Source organism: Streptomyces longhuiensis (genome assembly GCF_020616555.1).
GTDB classification, from domain to species: Bacteria; Actinomycetota; Actinomycetes; order Streptomycetales; family Streptomycetaceae; genus Streptomyces; species Streptomyces longhuiensis.
Genome location: NZ_CP085173.1, coordinates 7,644,002 through 7,664,951, shown reverse-complemented (window position 1 = coordinate 7,664,951; position 20,950 = coordinate 7,644,002). Strand labels below are relative to the sequence as shown.

General features: G+C 71.4%; 18 protein-coding genes and 1 tRNA gene. 12 read left to right on the top strand and 7 right to left on the bottom strand.

Annotated elements, in window-relative coordinates:
• Positions 1–277: 277 nt before the first annotated feature.
• The 4 genes from LGI35_RS35000 (at position 278) to LGI35_RS34985 (ending at position 4,741) form a co-directional block, all read left to right on the top strand.
• Positions 278–1,501 (top strand): MmgE/PrpD family protein, encoded by a 1,224-nt coding sequence (locus LGI35_RS35000; protein ID WP_227298282.1) that lies wholly within the window; start codon positions 278–280, stop codon positions 1,499–1,501.
• Complete coding sequence (locus tag LGI35_RS34995) at positions 1,498–2,730, top strand: CaiB/BaiF CoA transferase family protein (RefSeq protein WP_227298281.1); 1,233 nt, start codon at positions 1,498–1,500, stop codon at positions 2,728–2,730. Before LGI35_RS35000 ends, LGI35_RS34995 begins: the two co-directional genes overlap by 4 nt.
• Positions 2,727–3,893, top strand: a complete 1,167-nt coding sequence (locus tag LGI35_RS34990; protein ID WP_227298280.1) for an acyl-CoA dehydrogenase family protein — start codon at positions 2,727–2,729, stop codon at positions 3,891–3,893. Before LGI35_RS34995 ends, LGI35_RS34990 begins: the two co-directional genes overlap by 4 nt.
• 104 nt (positions 3,894–3,997) lie before the next feature.
• Positions 3,998–4,741, top strand: coding sequence for a GntR family transcriptional regulator (locus LGI35_RS34985; RefSeq protein ID WP_227298279.1), 744 nt, complete (start codon positions 3,998–4,000; stop codon positions 4,739–4,741).
• Positions 4,742–4,790: 49 nt separating this feature from the next.
• Here LGI35_RS34985 and LGI35_RS34980 read toward each other — a convergent pair whose 3' ends face one another.
• Both LGI35_RS34980 and LGI35_RS34975 read right to left on the bottom strand, forming a co-directional pair.
• A complete protein-coding gene (locus LGI35_RS34980) occupies positions 4,791–6,758 on the bottom strand; it encodes an oxidoreductase (RefSeq protein ID WP_227298278.1) in 1,968 nt (655 codons plus the stop codon).
• A gap of 58 nt (positions 6,759–6,816) precedes the next feature.
• On the bottom strand, positions 6,817–7,425 hold the full coding sequence (locus LGI35_RS34975) for a TetR/AcrR family transcriptional regulator (RefSeq protein ID WP_227298277.1): 609 nt from the start codon (positions 7,423–7,425) through the stop codon (positions 6,817–6,819).
• Between the two features lie 168 nt (positions 7,426–7,593).
• Here LGI35_RS34975 and LGI35_RS34970 point away from each other — a divergent pair, with 168 nt between their 5' ends.
• On the top strand, positions 7,594–9,060 hold the full coding sequence (locus tag LGI35_RS34970; protein ID WP_227298276.1) for an APC family permease: 1,467 nt from the start codon (positions 7,594–7,596) through the stop codon (positions 9,058–9,060).
• On the opposite strand, the gene LGI35_RS34965 is transcribed toward LGI35_RS34970, so the two are convergent.
• The gene (locus LGI35_RS34965; protein ID WP_227298275.1) at positions 9,006–9,734 is read right to left on the bottom strand and encodes a Mut7-C ubiquitin/RNAse domain-containing protein; all 729 of its coding nucleotides are present in this window, start codon (positions 9,732–9,734) and stop codon (positions 9,006–9,008) included. The genes LGI35_RS34970 and LGI35_RS34965 overlap by 55 nt on opposite strands.
• A 364-nt stretch (positions 9,735–10,098) precedes the next feature.
• On the opposite strand from LGI35_RS34965, the gene LGI35_RS34960 reads away from it, so the two are divergent.
• The 6 genes from LGI35_RS34960 to LGI35_RS34935 all read left to right on the top strand — a co-directional run bounded on the left by LGI35_RS34960 (position 10,099) and on the right by LGI35_RS34935 (position 15,780).
• Positions 10,099–11,160, top strand: a complete 1,062-nt coding sequence (locus tag LGI35_RS34960; protein ID WP_227298274.1) for a beta-ketoacyl-ACP synthase III — start codon at positions 10,099–10,101, stop codon at positions 11,158–11,160.
• Between the two features lie 76 nt (positions 11,161–11,236).
• A complete protein-coding gene (locus LGI35_RS34955; RefSeq protein WP_227298273.1) occupies positions 11,237–11,539 on the top strand; it encodes a phosphopantetheine-binding protein in 303 nt (100 codons plus the stop codon).
• A complete protein-coding gene (locus tag LGI35_RS34950; protein WP_227298272.1) occupies positions 11,536–12,777 on the top strand; it encodes a beta-ketoacyl-[acyl-carrier-protein] synthase family protein in 1,242 nt (413 codons plus the stop codon). The genes LGI35_RS34955 and LGI35_RS34950 overlap by 4 nt, the downstream gene beginning before the upstream one ends.
• Before the next feature lie 101 nt (positions 12,778–12,878).
• Positions 12,879–13,871: a 3-oxoacyl-ACP synthase III family protein gene (locus LGI35_RS34945; RefSeq protein ID WP_227300656.1), complete on the top strand. Its 993-nt coding sequence runs from the start codon at positions 12,879–12,881 to the stop codon at positions 13,869–13,871.
• A complete protein-coding gene (locus tag LGI35_RS34940) occupies positions 13,868–14,566 on the top strand; it encodes a carboxymuconolactone decarboxylase family protein (RefSeq protein ID WP_227298271.1) in 699 nt (232 codons plus the stop codon). Before LGI35_RS34945 ends, LGI35_RS34940 begins: the two co-directional genes overlap by 4 nt.
• Complete coding sequence (locus LGI35_RS34935) at positions 14,563–15,780, top strand: cytochrome P450 (protein ID WP_227298270.1); 1,218 nt, start codon at positions 14,563–14,565, stop codon at positions 15,778–15,780. Before LGI35_RS34940 ends, LGI35_RS34935 begins: the two co-directional genes overlap by 4 nt.
• Before the next feature lie 18 nt (positions 15,781–15,798).
• Here LGI35_RS34935 and LGI35_RS34930 read toward each other — a convergent pair whose 3' ends face one another.
• On the bottom strand, positions 15,799–16,329 hold the full coding sequence (locus LGI35_RS34930) for a hypothetical protein (RefSeq protein ID WP_227298269.1): 531 nt from the start codon (positions 16,327–16,329) through the stop codon (positions 15,799–15,801).
• Between the two features lie 379 nt (positions 16,330–16,708).
• Between LGI35_RS34930 and LGI35_RS34925 the strand changes: the two genes are divergently transcribed.
• Positions 16,709–17,947 (top strand): L,D-transpeptidase, encoded by a 1,239-nt coding sequence (locus tag LGI35_RS34925; protein WP_227300655.1) that lies wholly within the window; start codon positions 16,709–16,711, stop codon positions 17,945–17,947.
• 82 nt (positions 17,948–18,029) lie between these two features.
• Here LGI35_RS34925 and LGI35_RS34920 read toward each other — a convergent pair.
• The 3 genes from LGI35_RS34920 to sucD all read right to left on the bottom strand — a co-directional run bounded on the left by LGI35_RS34920 (position 18,030) and on the right by sucD (position 20,909).
• Positions 18,030–18,114, bottom strand: a tRNA-Leu gene (locus LGI35_RS34920).
• A gap of 171 nt (positions 18,115–18,285) precedes the next feature.
• Positions 18,286–19,890 carry an aldehyde dehydrogenase family protein gene (locus LGI35_RS34915; protein ID WP_376570997.1) on the bottom strand — a complete coding sequence of 535 codons (1,605 nt, stop codon included), beginning with the start codon at positions 19,888–19,890 and terminating at the stop codon, positions 18,286–18,288.
• A gap of 110 nt (positions 19,891–20,000) precedes the next feature.
• Positions 20,001–20,909 (bottom strand): succinate--CoA ligase subunit alpha, encoded by a 909-nt coding sequence (gene sucD / locus LGI35_RS34910; protein WP_227298268.1) that lies wholly within the window; start codon positions 20,907–20,909, stop codon positions 20,001–20,003.
• Positions 20,910–20,950 lie beyond the last annotated feature (41 nt).

Genomic DNA, 20,950 nt, shown 5'->3' with positions numbered 1-20,950 from the left:
ACCTCCGGGGACAGTCGGCCGGACAGCCGGCGGCCAGGTGGATTGCCGGGTACCTGGACGGGTGGCTGGACAGACCGAACGATGTGGCCGCCTCAATGGCGGATTGTGCCGTACAAAACGCGGCCCAGCGTCCGCCCCGACGGGCGTCCCGTCAACCCCCCTGAAGAGAAGTCGCATGTGAAGGCTTTAAGTTGCCCTGCCGGTGGCACCATTGACGGTCCCGCCATTTGGCCGTACAAAGTAACCACGCAGTGCAGGACATGTATGAAGGGAAGCCATGCCGGCCATCGCGGAATCGCTCGCCGAGTGGGCGTACGGATACGAACCCGACGCCGAGGACCTGGCGCTCGCCCGCCGCTCCCTCCTGGACACGGTCGCGGTCACGCTCGCCGCGCGCGACCACCCGGTGAGCGCGCTGGCAGCCGAGCTGCCGGACGCGGCGCGCTGGGCCGCGGTCGGTCACGTCCTCGACTTCGACGACCTGCACATCGAGTCCACGACACACATCAGCGTCGTGATCGTCCCCGCGGTCCTCGCGGCGGGCGGCGACGCGCGCGCCTATCTCGCCGGAGCGGGCGTGATGGCCCGGCTCGGCACGCTGCTCGGCTGGTCGCACTACGCGGCCGGCTGGCACGCCACCTGCACGGCGGGCGCCCCCGCGGCGGCCGTCGCGGCGGGCGTCGCCTGGGGCCTCACGCCCGAGCGGCTGGCGACGGCCATGGCGCTCGCGGTGCCCGGCGCGAGCGGAGTCCAGGCCGCGTTCGGCACCCACAGCAAGTCGCTCCAGGTCGGTTTCGCGGCGGAGGCGGGGGTGCGGGCGGCGCGCCTGGCCCGGGCCGGTGCCACGGCCGATCCGCGGGCGGTCGACGCGTGGCTGAAGCTGGTGGGCGCGCAAGGAGCGGACGGCGCCGCGGACGGTGCGCCCCACAGCGGCGGTCCCGCCGTACCCGGTGGCCTCGCCATCAAGATGTTCCCCTGCTGCTACGCGATGCAGCGCCCGATCGCGGCGCTGCGCGATCTGCGCGCCGAGTGCGGCCCCGACGACGTCACGGCCGTCCGCGTCACCACCCCGGGGGCCACCGTCCACCCCCTCATCCACGACGACCCGGACACCGGGCTCGAAGGCAAGTTCAGCCTCCCGTACGCGGTGGCGACGGCCCTGCTCGACGGGTTCCCCGGCTTCGGGGCCTTCACGGACGAATCGGTGCGCCGGCCCGAGGCACGGCGCCTGATGGCCACCGTCGAGACGGAGCGCACCGAGGGCGGTGCCGGGCTCCTCGACGGCGAGGTCGGCCTCGCAGTGACGCTCACCGACGGCCGGGTCCTGCGCTCCACCCTCTGCCACCCGCCGGGCTCACCTCAACGCCCGCCCACGGACGGAGAGTTGGTGGAGAAATTCGTCGCGTGCGGCAGCGACGTACCCGCCCTGCTCAAGGACACGACCTGGGAGTCGGCCCGCGCGCTGCTCCTCACCGAACTTCCCGGGAAGGACCCCGCATGACCGAGCCGCTCCCCCTCGAAGGCATCACGGTCGTCAGCCTGGAACAGGCCGTCGCCGCGCCCTTCGCCACCCGCCAGCTCGCCGACCTCGGCGCCCGCGTCATCAAGGTCGAGCGTCCCGGCGGCGGTGACTTCGCCCGCCGCTACGACACCACGGTGCACGGGCAGGCCAGCTATTTCGTGTGGCTCAACCGCTCCAAGGAGTCCCTCACCCTGGACCTCAAGTCCCAGGAGGGCCGGGACATCCTGGAGGAACTCCTCGCGGACGCCGACGTGTTCGTCCAGAACCTCGCCCCGGGCGCAGCCGACCGCATGGACCTCGGCCCCGCCGCGCTCCAGGCCCGCCACCCCCGCCTGATCCCCTGCACCATCAGCGGGTACGGCACCAGCGGCTCCTGGTCGCAGCGCAAGGCGTACGACCTGCTCGTGCAGTGCCAGACCGGACTGCTCTCCATCACGGGCTCGCCCGACGAGCCCGCCCGCGTGGGCATCTCCGTCGCCGACATCTCGGCCGGCATGTACGCGTACAGCGGCGTCCTCTCCGCCCTCTACACGCGGGCCACCACCGGGCGGGCGCCCGCCGTCGAGGTCTCCCTGTTCGAGGCGCTCGCCGAGTGGATGAGCCAGCCCGCCTACTACACGCGATACGGCGGCACGCAGCCGCCGCGCATCGGCGCCCAGCACGCCACGATCGCGCCCTACGGCCCCTTCACCGCCTCCGACGGGAAGGAGGTGCTGCTCTCCATCCAGAACGAGCGGGAGTGGCAGGCCCTGTGCTCCACGGTCCTCGGCCGTCCCGAACTCACCGACGACCCCCGCATGGCCACCGGCGCCGACCGCGTCGCCCACCGCGACGAGGTCAACGCGGCCGTCTCCGCCCGGTTCGCCGAGCTCGGCAGCGAGGACGCCATGGCGCTCCTCGACAAGGCCGGCATCGCCAACGCGGGTGTGAACTCCATCGCCGAGTTCCTCGCCCACCCGGCCCTCGCCGAGCGCGACCGCTGGCGCGACATCGCGGTGCCGGGGGCGCAGGGGCCCGTACAGGCACTGCTTCCCCCGGCGGACCTCTCCGGCGTCACCCCCCGGATGGACCCCGTGCCCGCCGCGGGAGAGCACACCGAACAGATCCTCACCGCCCTGGGCCGCAGCGCCGCCGACATCGAGCGGCTGCGGACGCAGGGCGTCATCGACACCACGCACGACCACGAACAAGGAGCGTCCGCGAAGTGAGCACCCTCGACACCCTCTCCTCCGACGAGCAGCTGATCGTCGAGACCGTGCGGAACTTCGTGGATCGCGAAGTGAAGCCGGTCGTACGGGAGTTGGAGCACGCCAACACCTATCCCGAGGCGCTCATCGAGCAGATGAAGGACCTCGGCATCTTCGGCCTCGCGATCCCCGAGGAGTACGGCGGCACGCCCGTCTCCACGCCCTGCTACGTGCTGATCACGGAGGAGCTGGCGCGCGGCTGGATGAGCCTCGCCGGCGCCATGGGCGGCCACACCGTCGTCTCCAAGCTGCTGCTGCACTTCGGCACCGAGGAGCAGAAGAACCGCTACCTGCCGAAGATGGCGACCGGCGAGATCCGCTCGACGATGGCCCTCACCGAGCCGGGCGGCGGCTCCGACCTCCAGGCGATGCGCACGGTCGCGCGGCGCGACGGGGACTCGTACGTCGTCAACGGCGGCAAGACCTGGATCACCAACTCCCGGCGCTCGCAGCTGATCGCGCTGCTGTGCAAGACGGACCCGGCGGCCGAACCGAAGCACCGCGGCATCTCCATCCTGCTCGCCGAGCACGGCCCGGGGCTCACCGTCTCGCGCGACCTGCCGAAGCTCGGCTACAAGGGCGTCGAGAGCTGTGAGCTGACCTTCGACGACTACCGCGTCCCGGCCGACGCGCTGCTCGGCGGCGTCGAGGGCAAGGGCTTCGGTCAGATGATGAAGGGCCTGGAGACGGGCCGCCTCCAGGTCGCCTCGCGCGCGCTCGGCGTCGGCAGGGCCGCGTTCGAGGACGCCCTGCGCTACGCGCAGGAGCGCGAGACGTTCGGCGAGCCCATCTACAAGCACCAGTCGATCGGCAACTACCTCGCCGACATGGCCACTTCGCTCACCGCGGCGCGCCAGCTCACGCTGTACGCCGCCCGCGAGGCGGACGCGGGCCGCCGCGTCGACATGGAGGCGGGCATGGCCAAGCTCTTCGCGTCGGAGACGGCCATGGAGATCACCCTGAACGCGGTCCGTATCCACGGCGGCTACGGCTACTCGACCGAGTTCGACGTCGAGCGCTACTTCCGCGACGCGCCCCTGATGATCGTCGGCGAGGGCACCAACGAGATCCAGCGCAACGTCATCGTGCGCCAGCTGGTCTCCCGCGGCGGTCTGGACGTCTGACCTGCGCACCGTCTTGTACGGCCATTAGACTCACGGCACAGGCAGGACGGTGAACGGCAGACATGACGCGTACGACACGCACAGAGCGGACGAGGGGGACACAGATGGCGGCCCCCGGGCGTGACAGCGCCTATGTACGCCTCGCGCGCGAGCTGCGCGAGGCGATCCTGCGGCACGACTACCCCGAAGGGGTGCGGCTGCCCACGGAGGCGGAGCTCGCCGCCTCGCACGGTCTCAGCCGGCAGACCGTGCGGCGCGCCTTCCAGGACCTGGTCACGGAGGGCCTCGTGCACCGGGTCCCGGGGCGCGGCACGTTCGCCGCGCCCCGCGAGGAGCAGTATCTGCGGCAGTTCGGCTCGGTCGAGGACCTCATGGCGCTGTCCCTCGACACGACGATGCGCCTGGTGTCGCCGCTGCGCCGCCGGGTCGACGTGGACGCGGCGGGCAGGCTGCGCGTCGGCTCCGACCGCGTGGACCACCTCTCGTTCCTGCGGCTGCACGAGGACACCCCGTTCTGTCTGACGACGGTGCATCTGCCGCCGGACGTGGGCGCGCTCGTCGCGGACCGCCCGGAGCTGACGGAGGCGGGCACGGACAGCCGCGTCACCATCATCGGCCTCCTCGACGGCCGGCTGCCCGAGCCGATCGCGGAGGCGGAGCAGTCCGTCACGGTCGCCCTCGCCTCGGCCGAGGTGGCGGCGCAGCTGGAGTGCCCGCCGCAGCATCCGCTGCTCCGGATCGACCGCCTCTACCTGTCGGCGTCGGGCCGCCCGGTCGAGCTGGCCGTCAGCCACTTCCTTCCGGAGCACTACTCGTACCGGGTGCGGCTGCGCCGCCATCCGCGCTGAGGCACGCACGGCGGCGCGGCGACCGGACATGTCCGCGTGGCTGCGCGGCTCAGAGGGACGACGCCACCGTCAGGCCCTCCAGTACGGCCTCCTCCACGGTTCGCGGTGACACGCAGTCCCCCGCCATCAGGACCTCACCCACCCGTCCGTCCGCCAGGCCGGCGAGTTCGCCCACCGGGTCGTGTCCCTGGGCGAGGACGAGGGCCGCGACCCCTTCGATGATCACCGGCTCCTCGGTGAGGGTGTGCTGGAAGTACGCCGTGTCGGCGTCGGCGCCGTAGGGACGCACCGTCGGCACGGTCTCGACCCCGGCCCGCGCGGCCTCGGCCAGCATCGACGCGCGCACGTACTGCTGAAGGTGTTCGCCCGCCCCGAAGCCGGTTGTACACAGCGTCACTTTCCGCCCCTGGCCCGCGAGTTGGACGGCCACGCCGATCCCGATCCAGTCACCGCGCCAGTCCGCGACGACGATCCGGCCCTTGGGCACGTCGACGGTGCCGCGGACGACGTCCCAGGCGTCCAGGACGACGGGGTCGTCGAGGAGTTCGAGCGCCGGCCGACGTGGCACCGCACCCGTGGCGACGATGAGCGTGTCCGCCTCCTCGCGGTCGAGCAGCTCGGCGTCGACACGGGACCCGGTGACGATCCGCGCCCCCGCCCGCCGCGCCTCGCCCTCCAGGTTCGTGATCGCACCGCCGAACTCGGCGCGCCCCGGCAGGAGTTGGGCGAGCAGCACCTGGCCACCGACGCGCCGGCCCGCCTCGTGCAGCGTGACGTCGTGCCCGCGGGACGCGGCCACGGCGGCGGCCTTGAGCCCCGCGGGACCGCCACCGGCGACGAGGACCTTCCGGCGCCTGGTGGGCAGGGGCAGCCGCGTGAACCGGCGCTCCCTGCCGGTCTCGGGGTGCTGGATGCAGGAGATCGGGTAGCCGCGCTGGAAGTGGCCGATGCAGGCCTGGTTGCAGCCGATGCAGGCCCGGATCTCCTCCGTGCGGCCGTCGCTCGCCTTGCCCGGCATGTCGGGGTCGCAGATCAGGGCGCGGGTCATGGCGCAGGCGTCGGCCTGGCCCTCCTTGATGATCTGCTCCGCCTCCTGAGGCTGGTTGACGCGCCCGGCGACCATGACCGGCACCTCGACCGCCGCCCGCACGCGCGCGGCGATGGGGGCGGTGTATCCCGCGGGCTGCGTCATCGGGGGTGCGATGTGCACGGCGCCGGAGATCGTCGCCGACGAGCCGGCGCAGACGCTCACATAGTCGACGAGACCCTCGCGGTCCAGCCGGGCGGCCGCCTCGACGGCGAGCTCGGCGGTGAGGCCGTCATGGCTCAACTCGTCGCCGGAGATCCGCAGTCCGGCCACGAAGTCGGGTCCGGTGTGCGCCCGCACCGACGCGAGGGCCTCGCGCAGGAACCGCAGCCGGCCGTCCACGTCACCCCCGTACTCGTCGGTGCGTACGTTGACCTGCGGGTTGAGGAACTGGGCCGGGAGGTAGCCGTGACTCGCGACCACTTCCACGCCGTCGAGCCCCGCGGCGCGCAGCCTGCGGGCGGCCTCTCCGTACCCGTCGACGACTTCACGTATCTCGGTCCCGGTCATGGCGCGCGGCATCACATGGAAGCGCTCGCTGGGCGTCGCCGACGCCGACCAGGCGACGGGCGCGGAGCCGTCGCGCGACTCCAGGATCTCGCGTCCCGGGTGGAAGAGCTGTCCGAAGACCTTGGCACCGTGCCGGTGCGCGGCCTCGGCGAGCCGCCGGTACCCCTCGACGCACGAGTCGTCGGTGGCCATGAGGACATGCGTCGTGTACCGCGCCGTCTCGTGAACTCCCGCCACCTGTACGACGATGAGCCCGACCCCACCCTCGGCGCGCGCCTCGTGATAGGCGACCAGATCGTCGGTGACCTGCCCGCCCTCGACGAGGACCGTGTCGTGACCGGAGGACAGGACGCGGTTCTTCAGGGTCACGCCGCCGATGACGAGCGGGCTGAACAGATGCGGGAATGCGGTCGACGTCATGGCGCGGTGCCTCCTGTGAACTGCGGCTCTGATGGAGTGGTGTGAGAGGGAAAGCAGCTCAGTCGCGTACGCCGAGGACCGAGCGGGCGGTGGCGAGGATGACGGCGGCGTAGCCCTCGGCCCCCATGCCGCTGCCCGACGCCACGGCCATGTCGCAGCCGTCGACGGCGGCGAGCACGGAGCGCACCGCGACGTCGGTGGGCACGACGGGCACGAATTTCCCGGCGGCGACGCCCGATTCGGCGATGCCGAGGACGAGCTCGCGCCAGTCCTGGTGCGCGCGGCGCACCCCGTCGCGCAGCTCGGGCCTGCGGGCGGCGCTCGCGCAGAACTCGGTCCAGGTCGCGCACCGGCGCTGAAGGTCGGGGTCGTCGGCCAGTTCGCGTACGAGGAGTTCGAAGCGGCGCCACGGATCGGGCTCGGCGGACGCGCCCTTGCGCCAGCGGGCGATGAGTTCGCCGATCGACCACTCGAAGGCCTCGCGGAACAGCAGGTCGCGGGTGTCGAAGTAGTGCTGGAGCAGGCCGATGGACACGCCGGCGCCGCGCGCCACGTCCCTCATGCGCGCCGCGTCGAAGCCGCGTTCGGCCATGACCAGGGCGGCCGCCCGCAGGATCCGCTCGCGCTGCACCTCGCCCGCGTCGCCACCGTTCTCCTTCTCCCCCATGCCCGCCCCTCGTTTCCCCGTCGGTCTCTCTGGAATTGGCCACTGCCGGACCCCTATCCCGGCCAACAATAACGAATTATTGTGACCGCCGACACACCCCGACGGCACCCACTTTCCGCCGCACGGAACCTTCTCCCGTCAGTCCCCCGACCGAGACAGGTGGCCCCCTTGAGCCAACAGCTGCACAAGTCCCTGACCTGGCGCGACGGCCTCGCCATCGCCATGGTGATCCCCAACGGCCTGCTCCTGACGGTGGGTTACACCGTGGGCGCGATCGGAGGCTGGACGGCGATCACCATCTGGTGCGTCGGGGCGCTCGTCGCGTTCGCGCAGAACATGCTGTTCGCCGAGACCGCCGCGATGTTCCCCGGCATGTCCGGCGGCATCAGCAGATACGCCACGGAGGGCTGGAAGCGCTACTTCGCCCCGCTGGGCGCCGTGGCGTCGTACGGGTACTGGATCGGCTGGTCGTTCAGCATCGCGGTCAACGGCGCGGCGATCGGCCACCTCATCACGGCCCAGTGGTTCCCGCACGCCCCGTCGCTCCCCTTCCCCGGCCATCGCATCGGCCTCCCGGAAGCGCTCGCGGTCCTGGCGATCGCCGGCGGCTGGGCCTGCAACTACTTCGGCGCACGGCTGGCCGCGAGCGTCTCCAAGGCCGTCGCGGCCCTGGTGATGTGCGGCCTCGCGGTGGTCGTCATCGCCCCGTTCCTGCGCCCGGGCAGCTGGGACGCGTCCCGTCTGACCTGGTACCACGGCGGCAGCTGGATGACGCTGATCGTGTGGTTCTACGTCACGGCCTGGACGACGTACGGCACGGAGATCTGCGCGTCGTTCGCCCCCGAGTACCGCGACACGGCCCGCGACACGGCGAAGGCCCTGCGGCTGACGTCCCTCATCTCGCTCGGCGTCTTCTTCGTCGTCCCGCTCGCGACGGTCGGCAGCGTCGGCGAGGAGACGCTGCGCTCGGACCCGGTCGGCGCGTTCGCCACGGCGTTCACCCAGGCGCTCGGCGGCTTCTCCGACGTCGGCGTCCTCATCCTGATCGTCTCGATGTTCTTCGGCATGGTGTCGTGCACGGCCGACGGGGGCCGGGCGCTGTACGGCCTGGCACGCGAGGGCATGACCGTACGGCAGCTCGACAAGGTGAACCGCTGGGGCGTGCCGGGCCGTGCCCTCACCCTGGACGCGCTCGTCAACGCGGCGATCGTGGTCCTGCTCGGCGAGCCCCTGAGCATCCTCATCGCCAGCAACTTCGGCTATCTGGTGGCCATGACACTCGCGGTCGCCGGCTTCCTGCTCCTGCGCAAGGACCGTCCCGACTGGCCCCGCCCGATCCGCCGCGCCCGCGCCTGGATCCCGGTCGCCTGGGTCATCCTGGCCTTCAACGTCGTGATCGTCTCGGTGGGCGTCACGCACCCGTCCCTCGCGGGCTACGGGGGCGCGACGGAGTCCTTCCTCGCGGTCGGCATCCTGCTGATCTCGGTGGTGCTGTACGCGTACCGCAGGGTGGTCCAGGACGGGGAACGGATCGCCTGGCGCATCGAACCGCCACTGATGCCGGAAGGCGAGGCAGCCCCTCAGCCCCCGAACTCGGCGACCGCACGCCCCACGATCCCCTCCAACCGGTCGTGATGGGCACCCCGCCAGTACACGCGCCCGCACGCGCGGCACTGGGCGAACACGTCGTACGTGCCACGCGTCCCGCCTTCGAGCAGGTCGGCGACGTCTTCCTTACGGGCTTCCTTCAGCAGCCCGTTGCAGGCGGTGCACCGGGTCCAGGGGCGCAGCTCGGGCGCGAACCGGCCCAGTACGTCGCGTAGTTGCTCGTCGGGCCGGTCGCTGTAGACATACGCGCCGGCCCACAGCTCACGCCGCCGCAGCAGCCCGCGGTCCCGGCTGAGCATGACACGCCGCTCGGCGGCGGAGCGGGTCGCCAGCGCGGGGTCGCCGATGTCCGTGGACTCGTACGCGGAGTCGACCCCGAGCAGCCTCAACCGCCGTGCCAGCGTGCCGAGATGGACGTCGAGCAGGAACCGCAGCGGTGCGCCCTCGACGCGCTGCGGCCGGACGACGGCCCGGACCTCGATCCGCTCCCCGGCCACGGGAATGTGCCCGACGGCCACCTCGCGCCCGTCCACGACCAGCGCCCCGACCTCCGTCAGCGGCACGCCGAGCGACTCGATCACATGCCCCAGCGTGGACACGCCGTCGGTGACGAGCGCAACGGCCGCTCCCCCGCGCCGCGCATGCGGAACGAAAAGCTCCAACTCGGGCACGACACTGACGAGGATCTCCGGTCCGTTCATCGGCTCAGGATGCCATGCGCGCGGGGGCGGGGACCTGGGGTTTTTCCCTCGCACGAAGCCAGGGCCGCCGCACGCCGAACCGCCTTACGAGTGACACTCGTTCGGCCCACCGAAGCCATTCCGGAATTATTACTTCCGCTTCTGAGCTGCGCGGATGCGGCCGGACAGCCGTTCTCTGGGATTTCGTTCGAAGGGGCCTTCTGTTTGTGAAGATCCTTTCTGTGCTTACAGTTTTCCCGGTTCGTACGGGAATCAACCTGCCCGTGCGGGGCGCAGCCTGCTTCGTACGGGAGTAGCACGCCTCGTGAGCAGCGGTTTCGTACGGGAATCGGCACGCAGGATCGAGACGTGGAACGAGGATCGGGTGACTTCGGCTGACGCGCACAGGCCCGCCGGCCCGTCCGGCGCGGTCCTGGAGGGGCTGGCGGGCTGGGTGCCACCGCGCCGGGTCACCAACGACGAACTCCCCGCCGCGTGGGACGTCGACGACACGTGGGTGCGGCGGCGGACCGGGATCGCGGCCCGGCACTGGGCCGGCCCCGGCGTCCGTACCGGCGAACTCGCCCTGGAGGCCGCCGTCCGCGCGCTGGCCGTCGCCGGCAACCCCGTCCCCGACACCGTGCTCGTCGCGACCTCCACCCCCGACGTGCCCATGCCCGCCATGGCCCCGCTCCTCGCCACCCGCCTCGGCCTCGAACGGGCCGCCGCCTGGGACATCTCGGCCGCCTGCAGCGGATTCGGCTACGGACTCGCGACGGCCGTGGGCGTCATCGCCTCCGGCGCCGCCGAACGCGTCCTGCTCGTGGGCGCGGAGGTCTACTCGACCCTGGTCGACCCCGCCGACCGCAGCGCGGGGACCGTCTTCGCGGACGGCGCGGGCGCGGTGGTCCTGCGCCGCGGCGCCCATGGCGGGCCGGGCAGCGTCCTCGCCTTCGACCTCGGCAGCGACGGCTCCGGACACGAACTGATCCAGGTGCCCGGAGGCGGCGCCGCCGAGCGCGCGGACCCGGCCGCCCACACCCCGGCCGACCGACACTTCCGCATGCGCGGGCGCGAGGTGTTCCGGCACGCGGTGACCCGCATGACCGAGTCGTCCCGCGCCGTGCTCGACCGCACCGCGTGGACCACCGAAGACGTGGACCGGTTCGTCGCCCACCAGGCCAACGCCCGGATCCTCAAAGCGGTCGCCGAACGTCTCCGGCTCCCCGCGCAGAGACAGGTGTCCAACATCGAGCACGTCGGCAACACCGGCGCCGCCTCCATCCCCCTGGCGCTCGCCGACGCCGCGTCCCGCGGCCTGCTGGCCCCCGGCCAGCGCGTCCTGCTGACCTCGTTCGGCGCGGGCCTCACCTGGGCCTCGGCCACGCTCCTGTGGCCCGAACTGCCGGCGGTCCCGCCGGTGCGTACGCCGCCCCAAGCCTCATAACCCTCCCCGTATCCCGACACACCGCACACCGCACACCACCGGAACCCCACGCACGCACGACCTGAAAGGACCGCTCATGTCCTCGTCGTCCCCCACCCCCCTCGCCTCCCCCTCGACCCGGGTGGCTTCCGCGTCCCGGGCCCGCGCCGCCGTCGCCGCCGTCCTCACGGAGAAATTCGAGGTCGGTGCCGACAGCATCCGCCCCGACGCCACCCTGGCGAGTCTCGACCTCGACTCCCTCGCCCTCGCGGAACTCGCCCTGGCGCTCCAGGACCGGCTCGGCGTACGCGTGGACGAGTCGGAGGCCACCAAGCGCACCACCGTCGCCGAGCTGACCGCCACCCTCGCCACCCGGCAGATCACGGCAGGGGTCCGGTGACGACGCCTTCCGACCGTACGATCTCCGTCACCGGCCTGGGCCTCATCACCCCGGCCGGCATCGGCCGCGAGGCGACGTGGGCGGGGGTGCTGCGAGGCCGGTCCACGGCCACCCAGGACCCCGAACTCAAGGAACTCCCGGTCGACTTCTCCTGCCGTATCCCCCTCATGACCCCCGAACAGGCGCGGATCGGCGGGGGCAAGTCCTGGCGGATGGGGCAGTTCACCCGGCTCGCGGTGCTCGCCGCCAGGGAGGCCGTCGCGGATGCGGGAATCGCTCCCGGCGAAGACTGGGGCGGAGCGCGGGTCGCCGTGGTCATCGGCTCGGGCCTGGCCGGCGCCGCGCATCTGGAGGAACAGTCGGAGCGGTTCCTCAAGTGCGGGCCCGACCTGGTCGCACCCGCCCTCATCCCCATGCTCATCTCCAACATGGCGGCGGGCGAGGTGGCTCTCGACCTGGGCGCACACGGCCCCTCCCTCGCCACGGAGAGCGCCTGCGCCTCGGGCGCGAGCGCCCTCGCCGTCGCCCGCGATCTGCTCCTGGCCGGCGCCTGCGACATCGCCGTCGCGGGCGGTACGGAAGCTGCCGTCACGCCGGTCATCACCACGGGGTTCCAGCGGATGGGCGCGCTGTCCGCGCGCAGCGACGAACCCGAGGCCGCCTCAAGGCCGTTCGCCGTCGACCGCGACGGTTTCGTGATCGCCGAAGGGGCGGCCGTCTGCGTACTGGAACGGTCGGCGGACGCACGGGCCCGCGGCCACCGCGTGTACGCGCATCTCGCCGGGGTGGGCCAGTCGACCGACGCCCACCACCCGACGGCGCCCGCACCCGGGGGCGCGGTCGCCGAGAGCGCGCTGCGCACCGCCGTCGCCGACGCGGGGCTCGCCCCGGGCGACATCGACCATGTCAACGCCCACGGCACCTCCACTCCCCTCAACGACCGCGCGGAGGCCGAGCTCATCGCCCGTGTCCTGCCGCACGCCCCGAGTGTCACCGCCCCCAAGGGCGTACTGGGCCACAGTCTGGGCGCGGCGGGAGCGATCGAGGCCGCGCTCACTGCTCTGACGATCCATCATGGCACGGTCCCACCGGTCGCGAACCTCACGCCCGGGACGCTCGGCTTCCCCCTCGACTGCGTGACCGGGGCACCACGCCCGCAACGCGTACGGGCCGCCGTCACCCACTCCTTCGGCTTCGGCGGGCACAACGTGGTGCTGACGCTGACGTCGGCGACGTGAGCTCGCCTCCGAGATCACGGACTCCCCAGCTCCCTTTTACTCCCAGCTCTCCGTCACGCCCCGCCCCCTCTGCCCCCGAGAGAAAACACCCCCCGTTGACCGTGTACAGCAGCATCCTTCACGCGGCGGTCCATGTGCCGCCCGGCCGACAGTCCGTAGCCGAGGCGGAGGAACGCTTCCGTAGCCATAATCCCCACGTCTCCCTGTCGCCGGGCGTCCTGGCGCACATGTACGGGCTCTCCGAGCGGACCGTCGCCCCCGCCCACGAGCAGCCCTCCGACCTCGCGGCCCACGCGGCACGCCGCCTGTTCGAGGCGCGCGAGATCACCGACCCCTCGGACGTCGACCTGCTGATCTTCGCCGGGATCCTCGCCGACCTGGAGGAACCCGCCACCGCACACGTGGTCGCCGACAAACTCGGCCTGAACTGCCCGGTGTTCGACCTCAAGAACGCCTGCAACGGCGTACTCAACGCCATCGAGGTGGCCGACGCCCTCATCAGGTCGGGCCAGTACCGCCGCATCCTCGTCACCACCGGAGAGGTGTCCACGCGCGCGAGCCGCTGGTCGGTCGACGACCCCGCCGACGTACTGACCGCGCTGCCCAGCCTCAGCACGGGCGACATGGGATCCGCGCTGCTGCTCGAAGCCTCGGAGCGCCCCGGCATCATCGGCTCCCGCTTCTTCGCCAATTCCTGGGGCTGGCGGGCCGCCACGCTGACCAACCCCTACTCCCATCACCGCGCACTGGGTCAACTGCGCATCGATTCGGAGCAGTTGGTGAAGTCGTTCACCGGTATGCCCGAAAGGGTGAGGGACGCGGTCACCGACCTGGGGGTCAAGGTCGACGAGCTGGACCTCGTGTGCGTGCACCAGCCGTCGGTCGCGTTCACCAAGGTGGCGTGCGCGTGGGTGGGCGTGGACCCCGACCGCGTACTCACCACGTTCCCCGCGCACGGCAACGTGGCCACGAACACGATCCCGCTGCAACTGGCCACGGCACTGGAGACAGGGCGACTCCGACGTGGGGACTTGGTGGGCATGTTCGGGTTCGCGAGCGGGGCCAGCGCGGGAGTGATGGTGTGCGAGTGGTGACACCCGAACACGGTGGGCGCACCCCCGAGCACCACGCCACTCCCGACCGAGACAGCCTGGGCATGGAGACCCCCGAACACCACGCCGGTCCCGGCGGCCGGGACGGTGCACGCACGGTGACCCCGCGCATCCCTCCGTTGCCGGCCGAGGAGTGGCCGCCCGTCCTGCGCGACCTGCTCGGCGCGTCGAGCCAGGACGGGCCGGGGCGCGTGAACCTCTTCGGCACGCTCGCCCACCACCCTCCGCTCGCCGAGGCATGGCTGCGCCTCGCCCAAGTCCTCACCCACCAAGGCACGTTGGCGTTGCGGGACCGGGAGCTGGCCATCCTGCGTACGTCTCACCGGCTGGGCTGCGACTTCGTACGCGCGCGGCACGAGGAGCACGCGCGGCTGGCCGGCCTCACCACCGCCGACGTAGCCGCGACGGCCTCCCCCGCCCTCTCTCCCCACCGCTGGCACCCGGCCGACCTGGCCGTCCTGCGTACGGCCGACCTCCTCGCCGACCACGCGGAGCTCCCCGAGGCCCTCTGGCAGGAGCTCGCGGAACGACTCCGCGCGGAGCAACTGGTCGAGCTGCTTCTGGTGATCGGCCAGTGCGCGATGGCCTGCACGACGCTGAACACGCTGGGTACGCCCCCCGACGCGACAAGCCCCGTCCCCTCCCTCGCCTCCCCGAAAGGGCGTCTCCCCGCATGACCGTCGTGCTCCCCCAGCTCGCGCCTCTCCGCCTACCCGCCCCCTACGGGGAATGTCCGTTCACCCCGCCGCCCGCCTACGCGGAGGCGGCGCGCGGGGGCCCGGTCACGCGCGCCGTTCTGCCGGACGGCTCACCGTGCTGGCTGATCTCGGGCTACCAGGAGGTGCGTTCGGTGCTCGCCGACGCCCGCTTCAGCGCCGACGCCCGTACACCCGGATTCCCGTTCCTCTCCCCCGCCCAGCGCCAACTGGCCACGGATCGCCCGAGTTTCATCCGCCTGGACGACCCGGAACACGCGAGGCTGCGCCGCATGGTCACCAGGGACTTCCTGGTGAGACGGGTGGAGGAGCTGCGCCCGGGGATCCAGCGGATCGTGGACGAGGCGATCGACACTCTCGACACGGCAACCGCAAGGGACCAACCAGCAGACCTCGTAAGGGACTTCGCCCTCCCGGTCCCGTCCCTCGTGATCTGCTTGATGCTGGGGGTCCCGTACGAGGACCACGACCTGTTCCAGTCGCTCAGCCGCACGCTGCTCGACAACACCGCGACCGAGGCGGAGGTCGCGAGGGCGCACCGCGGCTTGATGGGCCATCTCGCCGGGCTGGCCACGCGGAAGGCGCGGGAGCCCGGCGACGACATCCTGAGCAGGCTGGCCGTGCGCGACGACCTCACCCCCGAGCAGGTCGCCTCACTCGGTTTCATGCTCCTGGTCACGGGCCACGAGTCCACGGCCTGCATGTCGGCGATGTGCGTACTGGCCCTGCTCAGGAACCCCGCGCTCGCGGGACGGCTCCGCGACGACCCCGGCCTGATGCCCATGGCCGTCGAGGAGTTGCTGCGGAGCCTGACGATCATCCACCTCGGCCTGGCGCGCGCGGCGAAGGAGGAGGTGAAGGTGGGCGGGGTCACGATCGCGGCGGGCGAGGGCGTGATCTGCATGCTGTCGTCGGCCAACCGTGACGAGGACGTCTTCGGCCGCACCGCACCCGGACTCGACCCGACCCGACCCGACGCCCGCCGCCACCTGGCGTTCGGCTTCGGCGTCCACCAGTGCCTGGGCCAGACGCTGGCCAGGGTGGAACTCCAGATCATCCTGACCACCCTGCTACGCCGCCTGCCGAACCTACGCCTGGCGGTTCCGGAGTCGACCCTCACCTACCACACGGAGAACATCGTCTACGGGCTGAAGGCGCTGCCCGTCACCTGGTGAACCGGCGAGCCCGCCCGCTCAGCAGCCGCGCGCACGCGGCTCGAACTTCACGCGCGCGTGCTCGTCCTTGCCGTGGACCTCGCTGTAGGTGGCGGGGCTGACCCGGAACCAGAGGTCGTCCTTTTTGGCCTTCCCGTTCACGTCGTCGAGCCGCACACACCACCGCTCCGTCCGCACGACGCGCGTGTACGTCTCACTGCCCTTGCGGACCTTGTGGCACTGCTCGTAGCGCTCGGTGGTGTACCAGGTACGGGTCCTCTTACGCTTGCCACTGCCGCTGCGCGAAGTGTGCTTGACCTTCCGGGTGGCCGGATCACACTCCTTGACCATGTGCGCACGGGTGCCCTTGACGGTCTTGCGCGGAAGATGCCGCACGGCGTCGTAGAGCCCGCGCACCTGATCGGAGTGCGGCTTGGAGTACGCACCGCCGCCCATGCCGCCACCCTTGCCGCCACCGTGGGCGTCACCCTTGTCCGCACCACCGCCGCACGCACTGAGAACGGCCACGAGCATCAATGTCAGGCCGGCGAGTACCGGGCGCTGCTTCACGGACAGTTCTCCTCTTCAGGGGGCTCACACACCAGCGGTGTACACGTCATACATCGCGCCGCAGCGTATCCGATCACGCGTAGTGCTCAGCGCGCTGCCTACCCGGCGATCACCGTCCTGTCGGACGGGCGGGTCAAGAACATCCCGTTCTCGCCGACGCAGCGGGACTTCAACGTCGGGTCCCGCGGAGGCTGAGTGCCCTGCCCCTGCCCCCTGTCCTCGTCCCTGCCGGAGAACGTGCCCGGCACGATGCGTTGCATTCGCCACAATTTGCCCATTTTCGGTCGAATGAATGCATAAATGGTTCACTCGGGGCTGGTCGCTCTCCACTGGCGACCGGCCCCAGGCATTCGACGACCAGTGGACGGGAGACGGTTTGATCACGGTACGTAAGCGGACCACCGCTCTGACGGCTACAGCCGGCGTGCTCGGCGGCGTACTCGCACTCACGGCCCTCGGCGGGACGAGCCAGGCCGCCACCGGAGGAAACGGCCATGGTGATCACCCTCACTCGCAGGCGGGGGGACAGCAGGCCGGCGCGCAGGACGCTTCCGACGCCCGAATAAGGATCACGCCCGGGCAAGGTGCCCACCAGGTCGGGATCGACGAACCCGTCAAGGTCACCGTCAGCAACGGCAAGCTCACCAAGGTGACCATGGCCGCCGTCGCGACCGGTACCGAGATTCCGGGCACCCTGGCCGCGGACGGCACGTCCTGGCAGCCGGACAAGCCGCTGGAGCGAGCCACCAGGTATCAGATCGCCGCGGAGGCCGCGGACGCCAAGGGCCGCTCCGCCACCGAGAACGCCTCGATCACCACGGTCTCCCCGGCGGGCGACTTCATCGGGCACGTCTCCCCCGAGGACGGCTCGACCGTCGGTGTGGGCATGCCGGTGACGGTCACCTTCGACAGGGCGATCAGCGACAAGGCCGCCATGGCGTCGAAGATCCAGGTGAGCTCCAGCAGCGGCCAGCGCGTCGCCGGTCACTGGCTCAACGACGGCCGCCTGGACTTCCGCCCCCAGAATTACTGGAAGGCTGGCTCCACCGTCACCGTCAAGCTCACCGACCACGGCATCCAGAAGACGGTCACGTTCAAGGTCGGCCGGAGCCAGGTCAGCACGGTCGACGCCAAAACGAAGCAGATGACCGTTGTACAGGACGGCAAGACGATCAAGACGATCCCGATCTCGTCCGGCAGCGATGAGCACCCGACGTACAACGGCCGGATGGTCATCTCCGAGAAGTACCGGCAGATCCACATGAACGGTGCGAGCGTCGGCCTCACGGAGAAGGACGGCAAGCCCTCGTACGACATCGAGGCCGTACCGCACGCCATGCGCCTGACCGACTCGGGCACGTTCATCCACGGCAACTACTGGGGTGCCGACTCGGTCTTCGGCAAGGTCAACACCAGCCACGGGTGCGTGGGCCTGAAGGACGCCAGGGCCGGCGACGACGGCACGCAGCCGGCCGCATGGTTCTTCGACCACTCGATGACCGGCGACGTCGTGATCATCAAGAACTCCACGGACCACACCAAGCTGGCCCCGGGCAACGGCCTCAGCGACTGGAACATGCCGTGGAGCGAGTGGGTCGCGGGAGGCGCGACCGGCTGACGCGGCGTCACTCCGCTCGCATCCGCACAAACGAGGGCCCCGACCGTCTGGTCGGGGCCCTCGCTTGCGATATTACTTCTCGTGTCCGAGGGGGGACTTGAACCCCCACGCCCGATAAAGGGCACTAGCACCTCAAGCTAGCGCGTCTGCCATTCCGCCACCCGGACAAGGTGTCTGTCGCCAGGCCGGGGTGTTCCCCGCGGCGACATGGACAACAATACCAAGCTTTCGGAGTGCCTTTCACCTGCGTATCTGTCGTGGGCACACACGTGAGCGCACACGTGAGCGGCACACCACCCGCTGTCACGGAGGTGTGCCGCTCGGTGATGCCGGGTCGCCTACGGCATCAGATGGTGGTCCGGGAAGTTCCCCGGCAGGCGTTCTCCCTCCGGGCCCTTGGTCACCGCCCGCACCAGCAGCTCGCCGCCGACGAACGCTCCGCGCCACGACGCTCCGAAGCCCCCGAACAGCTCGTCCCGGTCGCCGCGCGAGCGCGGCTTGCCGCGGCCCGTCTTGAAGGCGCGGATCTGTGGGGCGAGGCGGTCGTACGTCGCGTCGTCGTCCGTGGAGAGGGTGGCGACCAGCGCGCCGTTGGAGGCGTTCATCGCGGCGAGCAGCTCCGCCTCGGTGTCGACCAGGACGATCGTGTCGACGGGGCCGAACGGTTCGGCGTGGTGGAGGGGCGAGGAGCGGGGTGGGCTCAGGAGCGTGACCGGGTGGACGTACGCGCTCGTGTCCTGGCCGGGCAGGAAGCGGGCGGGGTCCGGGGCGCCCCGGTGCAGTGGCACGGCACCGCGGTCGATGGCTTCCGCGACCTGGTCGGCGAGCTCCTTCGCCTTGGCCGCGTTGACGAGCGGGCCGAAGTCGAGCTGCGGGTAGGGGTCCTGGGGGTTCGCCACTGCCAGGGGGTGGCCGATGCGCAGCGTGCGTACGGCCGGGAGGTAGGCGGCGAGGAAGTCGTCGAAGAGGCTGCGCTGGACGACGAAGCGCGGGTAGGCGGTGCAGCGCTGCTTTCCGTAGTCGAAGAGCTTGGGGATCACGGCCGCGAGCTTGTCCCAGTCGGAGTAGTTCCAGATGCCCCAGGTGTTGAGGCCCTCCTGTTCGAGGATGTGGCGCTTGCCGAGGTCGGCGACGGCCGTGGCGACGGCGGCGCCGGTGTCGCGGCCGCCGACGAACGAGACGCAGCCGATCTCGGGGGCCCGCACCAGCGCCTCGGAGAGTTCGCCTCCGCTGCCGCTGACGAGGGTGACGGGGATGCCCTCGCGGGCGGCGAGCGCGCAGGCCAGGGTGAGGCAGGCGACGCCACCGTCGGTGGGGGTCTTGGCGATGACCGCGTTGCCGGCGAGTGCCTGGACCAGGACCGCGTGCACGAGGACGCTCATCGGGTAGTTCCAGCTGGCGATGTTCGAGACGGGGCCGTCGAGCGGGGCACGGCCCTCGACCATGGGCTCGATGCCGTCGACGTACCAGCGCACCCCGTCGATGGCGCGGTCGACGTCGGCCTGGGCGAGGCGCCAGGGCTTGCCGATCTCCCAGACGAGGAGGAGCGCGAGGAGTTCGCGGTGCTGGGTGAGGGCGTCGAGGGTGGCGCCGACGCGGGCGCGGCGCTCGTCGAGCGGGATGTGCCGCCAGGCGCGGTGCTGGTCGAGGGAGGCGCGCACCGCCCGGTGGGCGGTGGCGGCGTCGAGGCGGGGCGGTCCGGCGATGGGGCTGCCGTCGATGGGGGTACTGGCGGGCAGGGCGCGGCCGTCGGCCTGCCAGGTGCCGTTCCACAGGTTGAGTACGCGGTCGTCGCGGAACGCCTCGGGGGCGACGGCGAGGCAGCGCTGCCAGGCGTCGTGCCAGGAGGTGCCGGCCTTGAGGGTGGTCGCCACGGGGGTGTCCGGGCCGGTGACGTCGGCGCCGGGGGTGTGGTGCGTGAGATTGCTCGGGTTGTCTGCCATTTCGGGTTCTCCGCTCACGGTGCACAGTCGGGGCGGGGGGTGCATGGCTGGTGTGCGGTGGAGTGGGGAGGTTTCCCGGTGGGCTCCCTCCCCACTCCCGCTGTACGGCGTTACTGCGCCAAGCGGTCGAGGACCAGTCGGGCCGTCTCCGTCGGGGTGGAGCCGACACGGACCCCGGCCGCTTCCAGGGCCTCCTTCTTGGCCTGCGCCGTGCCGGAGGAGCCCGAGACGATCGCGCCCGCGTGCCCCATGGTCTTGCCCTCGGGGGCGGTGAACCCGGCGATGTAGGCGACGACGGGCTTGGTGACGTGGTCGCGTACGTAGGCCGCGGCGCGTTCCTCCGCGTCGCCGCCGATCTCCCCGATGAGGACGATCAGGTCGGTGTCCGGGTCGTCCTGGAACGCGGCGAGGCAGTCGATGTGTGTCGTGCCGATGACGGGGTCGCCGCCGATGCCGACGCAGGTGGAGAAGCCGATGTCACGCAGTTCGTACATGAGCTGGTAGGTGAGGGTGCCGGACTTGGAGACGAGGCCGATGCGGCCCGCCTTGGTGATGTCGGCGGGGATGATGCCGGCATTGGACTGGCCGGGGGTGATCAGGCCGGGGCAGTTGGGGCCGATGATGCGGGTGCCCTTCGCGGCGGCGTACGCGTGGAAGGTCACCGCGTCGTGGACGGGGATGCCCTCGGTGATGACGACGGCGAGGGGGATGCCCGCGTCGGCGGCCTCCGTGACGGCGGCCTTGGCGAAGACGGGCGGTACGAAGACGACGGTGACGTCGGCGCCGGTGGCCGCGATGCCCTCGGCCACCGAGCCGAAGACGGGGACGCTGGGGGCACCTCCCAGGTCCTTAAGACTCTGGGGGACGTCGAAGTCGACGCTGCGGCCGGCCTTGCGCGGGTTGACGCCGCCGACGACGTTCGTGCCGGCGGCGAGCATGCGCCGGGTGTGCTTCATGCCCTCGGCGCCGGTCATGCCCTGGACGAGGACCTTGCTCTCCTTGGTCAGATAGATCGCCATGTCCCGCTCTCCTTGGTCAGGTGGATGGCCATGTCCCGGCT

Coding starts and splice junctions, on each gene's coding strand:
- LGI35_RS35000 (WP_227298282.1), top strand. CDS start 278: ATGCCGGCCATCGCGGAATCGCTCGCCGAGTGGGCGTACGGATACGAA.
- LGI35_RS34995 (WP_227298281.1), top strand. CDS start 1,498: ATGACCGAGCCGCTCCCCCTCGAAGGCATCACGGTCGTCAGCCTGGAA.
- LGI35_RS34985 (WP_227298279.1), top strand. CDS start 3,998: ATGGCGGCCCCCGGGCGTGACAGCGCCTATGTACGCCTCGCGCGCGAG.
- LGI35_RS34980 (WP_227298278.1), bottom strand. CDS start 6,758: ATGACGTCGACCGCATTCCCGCATCTGTTCAGCCCGCTCGTCATCGGC.
- LGI35_RS34975 (WP_227298277.1), bottom strand. CDS start 7,425: ATGGGGGAGAAGGAGAACGGTGGCGACGCGGGCGAGGTGCAGCGCGAG.
- LGI35_RS34965 (WP_227298275.1), bottom strand. CDS start 9,734: ATGAACGGACCGGAGATCCTCGTCAGTGTCGTGCCCGAGTTGGAGCTT.
- LGI35_RS34955 (WP_227298273.1), top strand. CDS start 11,237: ATGTCCTCGTCGTCCCCCACCCCCCTCGCCTCCCCCTCGACCCGGGTG.
- LGI35_RS34935 (WP_227298270.1), top strand. CDS start 14,563: ATGACCGTCGTGCTCCCCCAGCTCGCGCCTCTCCGCCTACCCGCCCCC.
- LGI35_RS34915 (WP_376570997.1), bottom strand. CDS start 19,890: ATGGCAGACAACCCGAGCAATCTCACGCACCACACCCCCGGCGCCGAC.
- sucD (WP_227298268.1), bottom strand. CDS start 20,909: ATGGCGATCTATCTGACCAAGGAGAGCAAGGTCCTCGTCCAGGGCATG.